Origin of the sequence: Citrobacter sp. Cpo045, from assembly GCF_030332875.1 — a bacterium.
GTDB lineage: Bacteria > Pseudomonadota > Gammaproteobacteria > Enterobacterales > Enterobacteriaceae > Citrobacter > Citrobacter portucalensis.
Map to the genome: position 1 here is coordinate 1 of NZ_JAOWGZ010000060.1, position 15,200 is coordinate 15,200.

11 protein-coding genes are annotated in these 15,200 nt (G+C 54.6%); 6 read left to right on the forward strand and 5 right to left on the reverse strand.

Annotated features, from left to right (window positions below):
- Positions 1-142 precede the first annotated feature (142 nt).
- Entirely contained in the window at positions 143-580 is a 438-nt protein-coding gene (locus OGY13_RS01045) for an acetyltransferase (RefSeq protein WP_003826501.1), read from the reverse strand.
- A gap of 158 nt (positions 581-738) precedes the next feature.
- On the opposite strand from OGY13_RS01045, the gene metA reads away from it, so the two are divergent.
- The 4 genes from metA (at position 739) to aceK (ending at position 6,758) form a co-directional block, all read left to right on the forward strand.
- Positions 739-1,668 carry a homoserine O-acetyltransferase MetA gene (metA, locus tag OGY13_RS01050; protein ID WP_003826503.1) on the forward strand — a complete coding sequence of 310 codons (930 nt, stop codon included), beginning with the start codon at positions 739-741 and terminating at the stop codon, positions 1,666-1,668.
- 268 nt (positions 1,669-1,936) lie between these two features.
- Positions 1,937-3,538, forward strand: a complete 1,602-nt coding sequence (aceB, locus tag OGY13_RS01055; RefSeq protein WP_213753016.1) for a malate synthase A — start codon at positions 1,937-1,939, stop codon at positions 3,536-3,538.
- A gap of 31 nt (positions 3,539-3,569) precedes the next feature.
- Positions 3,570-4,874, forward strand: coding sequence for an isocitrate lyase (gene aceA, locus OGY13_RS01060; protein WP_003826506.1), 1,305 nt, complete (start codon positions 3,570-3,572; stop codon positions 4,872-4,874).
- 102 nt (positions 4,875-4,976) lie between these two features.
- Positions 4,977-6,758: a bifunctional isocitrate dehydrogenase kinase/phosphatase gene (aceK, locus tag OGY13_RS01065; RefSeq protein WP_003826508.1), complete on the forward strand. Its 1,782-nt coding sequence runs from the start codon at positions 4,977-4,979 to the stop codon at positions 6,756-6,758.
- 86 nt (positions 6,759-6,844) lie between these two features.
- Here aceK and iclR read toward each other — a convergent pair whose 3' ends face one another.
- Complete coding sequence (iclR, locus tag OGY13_RS01070; RefSeq protein WP_003826510.1) at positions 6,845-7,669, reverse strand: glyoxylate bypass operon transcriptional repressor IclR; 825 nt, start codon at positions 7,667-7,669, stop codon at positions 6,845-6,847.
- A 195-nt stretch (positions 7,670-7,864) separates the two neighbouring features.
- On the opposite strand from iclR, the gene metH reads away from it, so the two are divergent.
- Together metH and OGY13_RS01080 are read left to right on the forward strand one after the other, a co-directional pair.
- Positions 7,865-11,548 carry a methionine synthase gene (gene metH, locus OGY13_RS01075; RefSeq protein ID WP_057068603.1) on the forward strand — a complete coding sequence of 1,228 codons (3,684 nt, stop codon included), beginning with the start codon at positions 7,865-7,867 and terminating at the stop codon, positions 11,546-11,548.
- 220 nt (positions 11,549-11,768) lie between these two features.
- Entirely contained in the window at positions 11,769-13,400 is a 1,632-nt protein-coding gene (locus OGY13_RS01080; protein WP_128612477.1) for a Na/Pi cotransporter family protein, read from the forward strand.
- Positions 13,401-13,564: 164 nt separating this feature from the next.
- On the opposite strand, the gene pepE is transcribed toward OGY13_RS01080, so the two are convergent.
- The 3 genes from pepE to OGY13_RS01095 all read right to left on the reverse strand — a co-directional run bounded on the left by pepE (position 13,565) and on the right by OGY13_RS01095 (position 14,953).
- On the reverse strand, positions 13,565-14,254 hold the full coding sequence (gene pepE, locus OGY13_RS01085; RefSeq protein WP_032942056.1) for a dipeptidase PepE: 690 nt from the start codon (positions 14,252-14,254) through the stop codon (positions 13,565-13,567).
- 110 nt (positions 14,255-14,364) lie between these two features.
- Positions 14,365-14,643 (reverse strand): addiction module antidote protein, encoded by a 279-nt coding sequence (locus OGY13_RS01090; RefSeq protein ID WP_032942057.1) that lies wholly within the window; start codon positions 14,641-14,643, stop codon positions 14,365-14,367.
- Entirely contained in the window at positions 14,636-14,953 is a 318-nt protein-coding gene (locus OGY13_RS01095; protein ID WP_032942059.1) for a type II toxin-antitoxin system RelE/ParE family toxin, read from the reverse strand. Before OGY13_RS01095 ends, OGY13_RS01090 begins: the two co-directional genes overlap by 8 nt.
- Positions 14,954-15,200 lie beyond the last annotated feature (247 nt).

A 15,200-nucleotide genomic window follows, 5' to 3' on the forward strand; every position in this document is an offset into this window, starting at 1 on the left:
TGCGGCGTACCGCCTTATCCGGCCTACAGGGGCCGGGCTGAACGTATTTTGTAGGCCTGATAAGCGCAGCGCATCAGGCAACACGTCTGCATACTGCCGGATGCGGCGTATCGCCTTATCCGGCCTACAAAAGCTAGTCCTGCTACCCGCGTACGAGGTTGAGTAACGGGTACGGTCGTCCGAGATCGTCCACCTCTGTACGTCCCGTCACGCTAAATCCCATCTTCTTATAGAATCCAACCGCTTGCTCATTCTGCTCGTTAACGTTGGTTGTTAGCGTTGAACTCATTGATAAAGCATGTTCAATCAGCAGTTTACCAACGCCACTACCACGCACATCCGGATCGACAAACAAAGCATCTATATGCTGGTCGGTCAGGAGCATAAAGGCGACGGGCTCATCCTGTTCTGTCACTGCAACCCACAGAGGGGCTTCTGGTAAAAATGAACGTACCAGCTCCTCCAGCTCAATCCGATAATCCGCAGAGAGGAAATGGTGCGTGGCATCTACTGAGCGACACCAAATAGAAACTAACTTATCTCCTTCGTCCTGACGCGAACGACGAATGGTAAGGTTCATAGCATTCTCCTTTTTTTCTTTACTGCACTATTCTACAGCAAGGAGCCGTGAAACTTTCTCAACTTGAGGATGCAGGCTCGACATTCGCATGATTCCTGGGTATCTTCAGCTATCTGGATGTCTAAACGTTTAAACGTATGTTGTGAGGTTATCAGGTTATGCCAATTCGCGTGCAGGACGAGCTACCCGCCGTCAATTTTTTGCGTGAGGAAAACGTCTTCGTGATGACGACATCCCGCGCTTCCGGTCAGGAAATTCGTCCACTGAAGGTGCTCATCCTTAACCTGATGCCCAAGAAGATTGAAACGGAAAACCAGTTCCTGCGCTTACTGTCTAACTCACCGCTGCAGGTAGATGTTCAGCTATTGCGCATCGATGCCCGCGAGTCACGCAACACCCCAACGGAGCATCTGAATAACTTCTACTGTAATTTCGAGGATATCTGCGATCAGAACTTTGACGGATTGATCGTGACCGGCGCACCGTTGGGCCTGGTTGAATTTAATGATGTGGCTTACTGGCCGCAGATTAAGCAAGTGCTTGAATGGGCCAAAGATCACGTTACCTCGACGTTATTTGTCTGTTGGGCGGTGCAGGCCGCGTTGAATATCCTGTACGGAATTCCCAAGCAAACCCGCACGGACAAACTCTCAGGCGTCTATGAGCACCATATTCTGCACCCTCATGCGCTACTGACGCGTGGATTCGATGATGCGTTCCTGGCCCCGCATTCGCGCTATGCTGATTTCCCTGCAGCGCTTATCCGCGACTACACCGATCTCGAGATCTTTGCTGAAACCGAAGAGGGAGATGCCTACCTGTTTGCCAGCAAAGACAAACGTATCGCCTTCGTGACGGGTCATCCTGAGTATGACGACCATACACTCGGCAGCGAATATTTTCGTGACGTCGAAGCGGGCTTATCGCCGGAAGTACCCTATAACTATTTCCCGAAAGATGACCCGCAAAACAAACCGCGGGCAACCTGGCGTAGCCACGGTAATTTGTTGTTTACCAACTGGCTCAACTATTACGTCTACCAGATCACGCCATATGATCTGCGTCACATGAATCCAACGCTGGATTAATCTTCTGTAGCAGACGATCCTTAAGCGTTTCAGCATATTGAATCAGGCACCTTTGGGTGCCTTTTTTATTTCCGAAACGCACCTCATCGTGTAATTAAATTTTATTTATATTGTTATCAATAGGTTAATTGATAATTAAATTAAAAATGGAAATTGTTTTTGATTTTGAAATTTAAATGAGTAGTCTTAGTTGTGCTGAACGAAAAGCGCACAACGATCCTTCGTTCGCATTGGGGATGTGTTTGGATCAATGACGAGGAACTACGCAATGAATCAACAGGCAACGACAACCGATGAACTGGTCTTCACCAGGCCGCGTGGCGAACAGGAACAGCAAATTCTGACCGCTGAAGCAGTGGAGTTTCTGACTGAACTGGTGACAAGATTTACGCCAAAGCGGAATAAACTTCTGGCTGCACGTATCCAGCAGCAGCAGGATATTGATGACGGTAAGTTGCCTGATTTTATTTCGGAAACAGCTTCCATTCGTGAAGGTGACTGGAAAATTCGCGGAATTCCTGATGATTTACTGGATCGCCGCGTAGAGATCACCGGACCCGTTGAGCGCAAGATGGTCATCAACGCGCTGAACGCGAACGTCAAAGTCTTTATGGCTGACTTCGAAGATTCACTGGCTCCTGAGTGGAGCAAAGTTATCGACGGGCAGATCAACCTGCGCGATGCGGTCAATGGCACCATTAGCTACACCAACGAAGCGGGTAAAATTTATCAGCTCAAGCCTAATCCGGCTCTGTTGGTATGTCGCGTTCGTGGTCTGCATCTGCCGGAAAAACACGTCACCTGGCGTGGCGAATCTATCCCGGGCAGCCTGTTCGACTTTGCCCTCTATTTCTTCCACAACTACAAAACGTTGCTGGCGAAAGGCAGCGGCCCTTATTTCTATCTGCCAAAAACGCAGGCCTGGCAAGAAGCGGCATGGTGGAGCGAAGTGTTCAGCTATGCAGAGGACCGCTTTAACCTGCCGCGCGGCACCATTAAAGCGACCCTGCTGATTGAAACGCTGCCTGCCGTCTTCCAGATGGACGAAATTCTGCACGCCCTGCGTGACCACATTGTGGGTCTGAACTGCGGTCGTTGGGACTACATTTTTAGCTATATCAAAACGCTGAAGAACCACCCGGATCGCGTGCTGCCGGACCGTCAGGTGGTGACGATGGATAAGCCATTCCTCAGTGCCTATTCGCGTCTGCTGATTAAAACCTGTCATAAACGTGGCGCATTCGCGATGGGCGGCATGGCTGCATTCATTCCCAGCAAAGATGCGGAACGTAACAACCAGGTTTTGACCAAGGTAAAAGCGGACAAAGCACTGGAAGCAAATAACGGTCATGACGGCACATGGATTGCCCATCCGGGACTGGCAGATACCGCCATGGCGGTGTTCAACGACATACTCGGTGAAAACAAAAATCAGCTGTTCGTGACCCGTGAAGAAGATGCCCCGATTACCGCAGAGCAACTGCTGGCACCTTGTGAAGGTGAGCGTACTGAAGAAGGCATGCGCGCCAATATCCGTGTCGCGGTGCAGTACATCGAAGCGTGGATCTCCGGTAACGGCTGCGTACCGATTTACGGTCTGATGGAAGACGCGGCCACCGCCGAAATCTCCCGTACCTCCATCTGGCAGTGGATCCACCACGAGAAGACGCTCAGCAACGGCAAGCCGGTTACCAAACCGCTGTTCCGTCAGATGCTGGCCGAAGAGATGCTAGTGATTCAGGACGAGCTGGGCGAACACCGCTACAGCAGCGGGCGTTTTGACGATGCCGCGCGCCTGATGGAGCAAATCACTACCTCTGATGAACTGATCGATTTCTTGACCCTGCCAGGCTACCGCCTGCTGGCGTAATTCACCACATAACAATATGGAGCATCTGCACATGAAAACCCGTACTCAACAAATCGAAGAATTACAGAAAGAATGGACTCAACCGCGCTGGGAAGGCATCACCCGTCCATATAGCGCGGAGGAAGTGGTGAAATTACGTGGCTCGGTCAACCCGGAATGCACGCTGGCGCAGCTTGGCGCGGCGAAAATGTGGCGTCTGCTGCACGGCGAATCGAAGAAAGGTTATATCAACAGCCTCGGCGCGCTGACCGGCGGTCAGGCGCTGCAGCAGGCGAAAGCCGGTATTGAAGCGGTCTACCTTTCAGGCTGGCAGGTGGCGGCAGATGCCAACCTGGCATCCAGCATGTACCCGGACCAATCGCTGTATCCGGCGAACTCCGTCCCGGCGGTGGTTGATCGGATCAACAACACATTCCGTCGCGCCGATCAGATCCAATGGTCAACCGGTATTGAGCCGAACGATCCTCGCTATGTCGATTACTTCCTGCCGATCGTTGCCGATGCGGAAGCAGGGTTTGGCGGCGTACTGAACGCGTTTGAACTAATGAAATCGATGATTGAGGCTGGTGCAGCGGCCGTTCACTTCGAAGATCAGCTCGCATCGGTGAAAAAATGTGGTCACATGGGCGGCAAAGTGCTGGTTCCGACGCAGGAAGCTATCCAGAAACTGGTGGCCGCCCGTCTGGCAGCCGACGTCATGGGTGTGCCGACGCTGGTGATTGCACGTACCGATGCCGACGCAGCCGATCTGATTACGTCTGATTGCGACCCATACGACAGCGAGTTCATCACTGGCGAACGTACCAGCGAAGGGTTCTACCGTACGCATGCGGGTATTGAGCAGGCGATCAGCCGTGGTCTGGCCTACGCACCGTATGCGGATCTGGTGTGGTGTGAAACCTCCACGCCGGACCTTGAACTGGCGAAGCGCTTTGCCGATGCGATCCACGCGAAATACCCAGGCAAACTGCTGGCTTACAACTGTTCGCCGTCGTTTAACTGGCAGAAAAACCTGGATGACAAAACCATCGCCAGCTTCCAGCAGCAATTGTCGGATATGGGTTACAAATACCAGTTCATTACCCTGGCGGGTATCCACAGCATGTGGTTCAACATGTTCGACCTCGCGCACTCCTATGCGCAGGGTGAAGGCATGCGCCATTATGTTGAGAAGGTTCAGCAGCCAGAATTTGCGGCAGCTAAAGACGGTTACACCTTCGTCTCCCATCAGCAGGAAGTGGGCACAGGTTACTTCGACAAAGTCACCACCATCATTCAGGGCGGAGCTTCTTCGGTGACCGCGCTGACCGGCTCGACCGAAGAATCGCAGTTTTGAACAATGCCCGGTGGCGCTGCGCTTACCGGGCCTACGAAGGGATGTAGGCCGGATAAGCGAACGCGCCATCCGGCATGACGTTGTGCCGGATGGGAGACATTGATGACGCGTGGCCTGGAATTACTGATTGCTCAGACTATCTTGCAAGGTTTCGACGCCCAGTACGGGCGTTTTCTGGAAGTCACCTCCGGCGCGCAGCAGCGTTTTGAACATGCCGACTGGCATGCGGTTCAGCAGGCGATGAAAAGCCGTATTCACCTTTACGATCATCACGTGGGTCTGGTGGTGGAGCAGTTGCGCTGCATTACTGACGGCAAAAGTACCGACGCGGATTTTTTACTTCGCGTGAAAGAGCATTACACCCGGCTACTGCCGGATTACCCGCGCTTCGAGATTGCGGAGAGTTTCTTTAACTCCGTTTACTGTCGGTTATTTGACCACCGCTCGCTGACTCCCGAGCGGCTGTTTATTTTCAGTTCTCAGCCAGAGCGCCGTTTTCGCACGATCCCACGTCCGCTGGCGAAAGACTTTTTTCCGGATACCGGCTGGGAGTGGCTGCTGACGCGCGTCCTTAGCGATCTGCCCCTGCGTCTGCCGTGGCAGAACAAACATCGTGATATCCACTACATCATCGAACACCTGACCGAAACCCTGGGAGCGGATGTGTTGTCGGGCTGCCATTTACAGGTGGCGAACGAACTGTTTTATCGCAACAAGGCCGCCTGGCTGGTCGGTAAGCTGATTACTCCTTCGGGGACGCTACCGTTTTTACTGCCAATCCACCGGACTGATGAAGGCGAATTGTTTGTCGATACCTGTCTGACCACGACGGCGGAGGCGAGCATTGTGTTTGGCTTCGCCCGCTCCTATTTTATGGTTTACGCCCCTTTGCCCGCGGCGCTGGTGGAGTGGCTGCGCGAGATCCTGCCCGGTAAAACCACCGCCGAACTGTACATGGCGATTGGCTGTCAGAAACACGCGAAGACCGAAAGTTACCGCGAATATCTGCTCTATCTTGCCCATTGCGATGAGCAATTTATTGAAGCGCCTGGGATCCGCGGCATGGTGATGTTGGTGTTTACGCTGCCGGGTTTTGACCGGGTGTTTAAAATCATCAAAGACAAATTTGCCCCGCAAAAAGAGATGTCTGCCGCCCACGTCCGCGCCTGCTATCAACTGGTTAAAGAACACGATCGTGTTGGGCGGATGGCTGACACCCAGGAATTCGAGAATTTTGTGCTGGAGAAACGGCAAATCGATCCGGCGCTGATGGCGCTGTTATTGCAGGAAGCCCCGGAAAAAATTACCGATCTCGGCGATCAGATTGTCATTCGCCATCTGTATATTGAACGACGGATGGTACCGCTGAATATCTGGCTGGAGCAGGTCGAAGGTCAGCAACTGCGCGATGCCATTGAAGAGTACGGCAACGCCATTCGTCAGCTGGCCGCCGCCAATATTTTCCCCGGCGATATGCTATTTAAGAACTTCGGCGTGACCCGTCACGGGCGTGTGGTGTTCTACGATTACGATGAAATCTGCTACATGACTGAGGTGAATTTCCGCCATATCCCGCCGCCACGCTACCCGGAAGATGAGATGAGCGCTGAGCCGTGGTACAGCGTATCGCCGGGAGATGTCTTCCCGGAAGAATTTCGTCACTGGCTATGTGCCGACCCGCGTATAGGGCCGCTATTTGAAGAGATGCACGCTGACCTGTTCAGCGCTGACTACTGGCGCGGCCTACAGACGCGCATCAAAAACGGTCACGTGGAAGATGTTTACGCCTACCGGCGTCGGCAGCGGTTCAGCGTGCGTTATGAAACCGACCGTAGGCCGGATAAGGCACTTGCGCCGCCATCCGGCAATGTGCGCCGAGCCTGATGCGCTACGCTTATCAGGTCTACAAATCTGCCCTAACCCTGGATAGCAGGCCGGGTAAGGCGTAGCCGCCACCCGGCAACCCCATCCTAGCGAAATCCACCGTACGCCAGCGTCACTTCTTTCGCCGCTTTGATCGCCATGGCGCCAAACTCGGTCACGCGATCGTCGGTAATACGCGAAATGGGTCCGGAAATGGAAATCGCAGCGAACGGCTCGCGGTGCTCGTCATAAATGCACGACGCCACGCAGCGCAGACCCAGCGCATGTTCCTCATCATCAAAGGAATAGCCGCGCTTGCGCGTCTGGGCCAAATCCTCTTTCAGATGCACTGGCGACACCAGCGTGGCGTGTGTATAAGCATGCAGGCCTTTACGGTGCAACAGGCCAGTCACTTGTTCTTCGCTCAGTTGGGATAAAAACGCCTTACCCGCACCGGAGGCGTGCATCGGCAGCTTGCCGCCGATAGGCGCGGACATGCGCATCAGTTGGGTGCACTGCACCTGGTCGATAATAATGGCCTGATGGTCGCTTTGATCCAGCACGGCCAGGTTTACCGTCTCACCGGAATCTTCCATCAGCTTGCGCAGGATCGGATGCACAATTGCCAGCAGATTACGGCTTTGCAAAAAGCTGCTGCCCACGATGAACGCATGCGCACCTACTGCCCAGTGGCCTAATTCACCCACCTGACGGACAAAACCCTGCTGCTGCATGGTGGTCAGCAAACGGTGAGTCGTGGAGTTTGGCAGGCCGGCCTGCTGAGCCAGCTCGGTCAGCGCCACGCTGCCGTTGGATTCCGCAATCCACTCCAGCAGCTTCAGGCCGCGGGTCAGAGACTGAACCTGCCCGGTTGCAGGCGCAGTAGCAGCGGCGGGTTTTCTACCGCGTTTCGCGGGGACAGTGGCTACCATGGCAGACTCCTTTTCTGTATCGTGGAAATCATTTTCGTTTTATTCAATTATAATGCAAGAATTCCTGTACTGATCGGATGAGTGAAGCTGAACATGTCTCATGTTGGCCGTTGTTCTCTTTTCCGCCTCTCAGGTTTGTGCCAGTATGACCTGTTGAGTTTTTTTCGGTCTGGTTGAGCGTTGTCGGGAGCGAGTGTGAGCAGCAAAGTAGAACAATTACGTCAGCAGTTAAATGAACGTATTCTGGTGCTGGACGGCGGTATGGGCACCATGATCCAGGGATATCGTCTGAGCGAAGAGGATTTCCGCGGCGAACGCTTTGCCGACTGGCCGTGCGATCTGAAAGGTAACAACGACTTGTTGGTGCTCAGCAAACCGGAGGTCATCGCCGCCATCCATAACGCCTACTTTGAGGCGGGCGCGGATATCATCGAAACCAACACCTTTAACTCGACGACTATCGCCATGGCGGATTACCAGATGGAATCCCTGTCGGCGGAAATCAACTTTGCGGCAGCCAAACTGGCGCGTGCGGCGGCTGACGAATGGACGGCGCGCACGCCGGAAAAACCGCGCTACGTCGCAGGCGTGCTCGGCCCAACGAACCGTACGGCGTCTATCTCGCCTGATGTTAACGACCCGGCTTACCGCAACATTACCTTTGATCAGCTGGTGGCCGCCTACCGTGAATCCACCAAAGCGCTGGTGGAAGGCGGCAGTGACCTGATCCTGATTGAAACCGTCTTCGATACTCTGAACGCCAAAGCCGCTATTTTCGCGGTTAAAACCGAATTCGAAGCGCTGGGCGTTGAGCTGCCGATTATGCTCTCCGGCACCATCACCGATGCTTCCGGGCGTACGCTCTCCGGCCAGACTACCGAAGCATTCTACAACTCCCTGCGCCACGCCGATGCGCTGACCTTCGGTCTGAACTGCGCGTTAGGCCCGGACGAGCTGCGCCAGTACGTGCAGGAACTGTCGCGCATTGCTGAATGCTACGTCACCGCGCACCCGAACGCCGGTCTGCCGAACGCCTTTGGTGAATACGATCTCGACGCCGACACCATGGCGGCGCAGATTCGCGAGTGGGCTGAGGCCGGTTTCCTGAATATCGTCGGCGGCTGCTGCGGCACCACGCCGGAACATATCGCCGCCATGAGCCGCGCAGTGGATGGCTTACCGCCGCGCCGCTTGCCGGAAATCCCGGTTGCCTGCCGCCTTTCCGGCCTTGAGCCGCTGAACATCGGCGACGACAGCCTGTTTGTGAACGTTGGCGAGCGTACCAACGTCACCGGTTCGGCGAAGTTTAAACGCCTGATCAAAGAAGAGAAATACAGCGAAGCGCTGGACGTCGCCCGTCAGCAGGTGGAAAGCGGCGCGCAGATCATCGATATCAACATGGATGAGGGGATGCTCGACGCCGAAGCGGCAATGGTGCGTTTTCTCAACCTGATCGCCGGTGAGCCGGATATCGCCCGCGTGCCGATTATGATCGACTCCTCGAAATGGGACGTTATCGAGAAAGGGCTGAAGTGCATTCAGGGTAAAGGCATCGTTAACTCCATCTCGATGAAAGAGGGGGTTGAGACCTTTATCCATCACGCGAAGCTGCTGCGTCGCTACGGTGCCGCGGTGGTGGTGATGGCCTTTGACGAGCAAGGGCAGGCCGACACCCGCGCACGTAAAATCGAAATCTGCCGTCGGGCGTACAAAATTCTTACCGAAGAGGTGGGCTTCCCGCCGGAAGATATCATCTTCGACCCGAACATCTTTGCTGTCGCGACCGGTATTGATGAGCACAACAACTACGCGCAGGACTTTATCGGCGCGTGTGAAGACATCAAACGCGAACTGCCGCACGCGCTGATCTCCGGCGGCGTTTCTAACGTTTCATTCTCGTTCCGTGGCAACGACCCGGTACGTGAAGCCATTCACGCGGTATTCCTCTACTACGCCATTCGCAACGGCATGGACATGGGGATCGTCAACGCCGGACAGCTGGCTATTTACGACGACTTGCCCGCCGAGCTGCGCGATGCTGTTGAAGATGTGATCCTCAACCGTCGTGACGATGGCACCGAACGACTGCTGGAGCTGGCAGAGAAATATCGCGGCAGTAAAACCGACGACACGGCGAATGCCCAGATGGCGGAATGGCGCACCTGGGACGTGAAAAAGCGCCTCGAATACTCGCTGGTGAAAGGCATTACCGAGTTTATTGAGCTGGATACCGAGGAAGCGCGCCAGCAGGCTGCGCGTCCGATCGAAGTTATTGAAGGACCGCTGATGGACGGCATGAACGTCGTTGGCGATCTGTTCGGCGAGGGCAAAATGTTCCTGCCGCAGGTGGTGAAATCCGCCCGCGTGATGAAGCAGGCGGTGGCGTACCTCGAACCGTACATTGAGGCCAGCAAAGAGAAAGGCTCCAGCAACGGCAAAATGGTCATCGCGACCGTGAAGGGCGATGTGCACGATATCGGCAAAAACATTGTCGGCGTGGTGCTGCAATGTAACAACTACGAAATCGTCGATCTTGGCGTGATGGTGCCCGCGGAGAAAATCCTCAGAACGGCGCGTGAAGTGAATGCCGATCTGATTGGCCTTTCCGGGCTGATTACCCCATCGCTGGATGAAATGGTCAACGTGGCGAAAGAGATGGAGCGTCAGGGATTCACTATTCCGCTGCTGATTGGCGGTGCGACCACCTCAAAAGCACACACGGCGGTGAAAATTGAGCAGAACTACAGTGGCCCGACGGTGTACGTGCAGAATGCCTCGCGTACCGTTGGCGTGGTGGCTGCGCTGCTCTCTGACACCCAGCGCGATGACTTTGTCGCCCGTACGCGTAAAGAGTACGAAACCGTGCGTATCCAGCATGCGCGTAAGAAACCGCGTACCCCGCCAGTAACGTTACAGGCTGCCCGCGACAACGATCTGGCCTTCGACTGGGAAAACTACACCCCGCCGGTGGCGCACCGTCTGGGCGTGCAGGAAGTGGAAGCCAGCATCGAAACCCTGCGCAATTACATCGACTGGACGCCGTTCTTTATGACCTGGTCGCTGGCCGGGAAATACCCGCGCATTCTCGAAGATGAGGTAGTAGGAGAAGAGGCGAAGCGCCTGTTCAAAGACGCTAACGACATGCTGGATAAACTCAGCACCGAGAAGACCCTGAATCCGCGCGGCGTGGTGGGGTTATTCCCGGCAAACCGCGTGGGTGACGATATCGAGATCTACCGTGACGAGACGCGTACGCACGTCATCAACGTGAGTCATCATCTGCGCCAGCAGACGGAAAAAGTCGGTTTCGCCAACTACTGCCTGTCTGACTTTGTTGCGCCGAAACTGAGTGGCAAAGCGGATTATATCGGTGCTTTCGCGGTGACCGGCGGTCTTGAGGAAGATGCGCTGGCGGACGCCTTCGAAGCCCAGCACGACGACTACAACAAGATCATGGTGAAAGCGATCGCTGACCGTCTGGCGGAAGCGTTCGCAGAATATCTGCATGAGCGCGTGCGTAAAGTCTACTGGGGCTATGCGGCGAATGAGAACCTCAGTAACGAGGAGCTGATCCGCGAAAACTACCAGGGGATTCGCCCGGCACCAGGCTATCCGGCGTGCCCGGAACACACCGAAAAAGCCACCATCTGGGAACTGCTGGATGTGGAAGCTCACACCGGGATGAAGCTCACCGAATCCTTCGCCATGTGGCCAGGCGCGTCGGTTTCCGGCTGGTATTTCAGTCATCCGGACAGCAAGTACTACGCCGTGGCGCAAATCCAGCGCGATCAGGTTGAAGATTATGCCTTCCGTAAAGGGATGAGCGTGGCGGAAGTGGAGCGCTGGTTAGCGCCGAACCTCGGCTATGACGCCGACTGATTCACAAAACTGTCATCTTTCTTTACAACAAACAGGGCGCTCAATGAGTGCCCTGTCTCTTTATTACGTTTAAACCCTTATACTGAAAGGGGGCCGTTGCCGGATGGCGGCGTAAACGCCTTATCCGGCCTACATAGGGATGATTTGTAGGCCTGATAAGCGCAGCGCCATCAGGCAAATGAGCCTCAAAAAACCATAAAAATAAGGAGAACCTGATTCCGTGTTAACTCTGTTACACCTGCTTTCTGCTGTATCTATGCTGGTTTGGGGTACGCATATTGTGCGTACCGGCGTGATGCGCGTCTTCGGCGCCCGTTTGCGTACCGTGCTCAGCCGTAGTGTTGAAAAGAAGCCGCTCGCCTTTTGTGCGGGTATCGGCGTAACGGCGCTGGTGCAAAGCAGCAACGCCACCACCATGCTGGTGACCTCGTTTGTTGCACAAGATCTCGTGGCGCTTACCCCTGCGCTGGTCATAGTGCTGGGTGCCGACGTGGGGACCGCGCTGATGGCGCGTATCCTGACCTTCGATCTCTCCTGGCTGTCACCACTGCTGATTTTTATCGGCGTGATCTTCTTTCTCGGCCGTAAGCAGTCCCGCGTGGGGCAACTGGGGCGGGTCGGTATTGGGCTGGGGTTGATTTTGCTGGCGCTGGAGCTGATTGTGCAGGCGGTAACGCCGATCACCCAGGCTAATGGTGTACAGGTTATTTTTGCCTCGCTCACCGGCGATATTATGCTCGATGCGCTGATTGGCGCCATGTTTGCGATTATCAGTTACTCCAGCCTGGCGGCGGTGCTGCTGACGGCCACGCTGACCGCGGCAGGTATTATCTCGTTCCCGGTGGCGTTGTGTCTGGTGATTGGTGCTAACCTCGGGTCCGGTCTGCTGGCGATGTTGAATAACAGCGCCGCTAACGCCGCAGCACGCCGTGTGGCGCTCGGTAGCCTGCTGTTTAAGCTGGTGGGCAGCCTGATTATCCTGCCGTTTGTTCATCCGCTGGCCAATCTGATGGATGAACTGCCGCTGCCGAAATCTGAACTGGTTATCTACTTCCACGTCTTCTACAACCTGGTGCGCTGCGTGGCGATGGTGCCGTTCGCCGAACCGATGGCGCGTTTTTGTAAGCGCATCATCCGCGATGAGCCGGAGCTGGATGCACATCTGAAACCCAAGCATCTGGACGTCAGCGCGCTGGATACGCCGACGCTCGCTCTGGCCAATGCCGCCCGTGAAGCCCTGCGTATCGGTGACGCGATGGAGCAGATGATGGACGGGCTGAAGAAAGTAATGCACGGCGAACCGCGTGAAGAGAAAGAGCTGCGCAGGATGGCGGATGATATTAACGTGCTGTACACGGCAATTAAGCTCTATCTGGCGCGGATGCCAAAGGATGAGCTGGCGGAAGAGGAATCGCGCCGTTGGGCGGAGATTATCGAAATGTCGCTCAACCTTGAACAGGCTTCCGATATTGTCGAACGTATGGGCAGCGAGATAGCCGATAAGTCGCTGGCCGCTCGCCGGGCATTCTCTGTCGAAGGGCTGAAAGAACTGGATGCGCTCTACGATCAGTTGCTCAGCAATCTGCAACTGGCGATGTCGGTGTTCTTCTCAGGAGATGTGACCAGTGCCCGTCGTCTGCGCCGCAGCAAGCACCGCTTCCGTATTCTCAATCGTCGTTATTCGCATGCGCACGTTGACCGTCTGCATCAGCAGAACGTGCAGAGCATCGAAACCAGCTCCTTGCACCTGGCGCTGTTGGGCGATATGCAGCGTCTGAACTCGCTGTTTTGCTCCGTGGCTTACAGCGTGCTGGAACAGCCGGATGAAGACGATGGGCGGGATGATTACTAATGAGGACAGGTGAAATATTGCCCGATGGCGCAGTCCGGTAGGCCGGATAAGGCGAAGCCGCATCCGGCAATGTGCGCTGAACTGCCTGATGGCGCTGCGCTTATCAGGCCTACAGTTGTAGCCCGGATAAGCGCAGCGCCATCAGGCATCAGACAACAAATCAACTAAAAGCAGTGGCCTGCTTCAACGGCAACCGCTTCTTCACCCGCTTTAAAGATATACGTGGTGTTCGGGCCGCCGAGCACGGATTGACCGTTACTTACCTTAATCCAGTTCCCTTCCGGCAGGCCAATCACCGTCAGCTCCGGTGCCACAACCAGCAGCTCGCGGATACGCTGTTCACGCGTTTCGCCTTTGTGGCCTTCCGGCAGCGCGTTGGTGAAATGTGGGTTAATCTGCAGCGGGAACAGACCCAGGGCATCAAAACCTTTTGGATCGACAATCGGCATGTCGTTGGTGGTGCGGATGGTCTGGCAGGCAAGGTTGGAACCCGCGCTCCAGCCGATATACAGCGCACCGCGTTTGACGACATCCACAATCGGCGCCAGCAGTCCGCGTTCGCGGCTTTCTTTCAGTAACTGGAAGGTATTACCCCCGCCGACAATCACCAGCTCTGCGTTTTCAATAGCGGCAATCGGGTCGGCAACGGTATGAATACCCGTAACGTTGACGCCCATTGGCGCAAAGATGGCTGCCGTTTTCGCCGTGTACTCATCCCAGGTTTGCGTCACGCCAGCGAACGGAATAAACACCGCCGTACGGCGACCATTCAGTTGTTCAGCAATCAGCGGCAGCGCATGTTCCATCCAGCCTTTGCCCGGCAGCGTCGAGTTACTCAATAAAAGCAGTTCCATCATTTCTCCATGTAATCAGAAAATTACAAACCGCGCTAATGCTACCACTATCAGGCTAACGCCTTACTGATATGGCTCACGATGTTGGAAGGGGGAGATAGAAGCTGAGGCTATTTTTTAAGTGTCAATTCAATGCCGAGTACCTTCATCACTGCAAGGGTGGTTTTCAGCGTCGGGTTACCTTTCTCACTAAAAGAGCGATAAAGCTGCTCGCGGGATAATCCCGTTTCTGCCGCAATGTTCGCCATTCCCTTAGCGCGAGCTACCACGCCCAGTGCTTTTGCAATGTATGCTGCATCGCCTGTTTCGAGGGCATCGGCCATAAACACGGCAATTTCTTCATCATCAACCAGCGCAGTCGCGGGATCGTAGTGAGTAAGTTTATTCATGGCAGAAGATCTCCTGTGAATCCAGTGTACGGGCGAGCATTTTTGCAAGAGTAATATCGTTGGCTTGTGAGCTTTTATCGCCCCCACATAACAAAATGATGATGCGGCAACCTTGCTGTTTAAAGTAAATCCTGTAGCCAGGACCGTAAGAAATGCGCATTTCGCTGACGCCTTCCCCCACAGGTTTAACATCACCAGCTAAACCATTAGCCAGACGAAAAAGGCGTGTGGCAATGAGCGTTTTAGCTCTCCTGTCCCGTAGGTTTTGCTCCCAACGCCGGAAAACCATTGTCTGAAGAATTTCCATGATGACGTTCCATGTATTTTATAAACTACATTATGAATTGACAAGTTGAGACTAGAGAGTAAAAAAATGGGGAGTAAGGGGAAATGCTTGCTGGAGGAAACAGGAAAGTGTCTCGCAATAATACGTAGTTTTTCAGGATGCTGCGGTTGATACGAGAATCGATGATAGGGGATTGGGAGGGCTTTGTGCCAGGAGCGGAAGCTATATGTCCACTAGAATATGACAGATTCATGCATGGTGATTCACCACT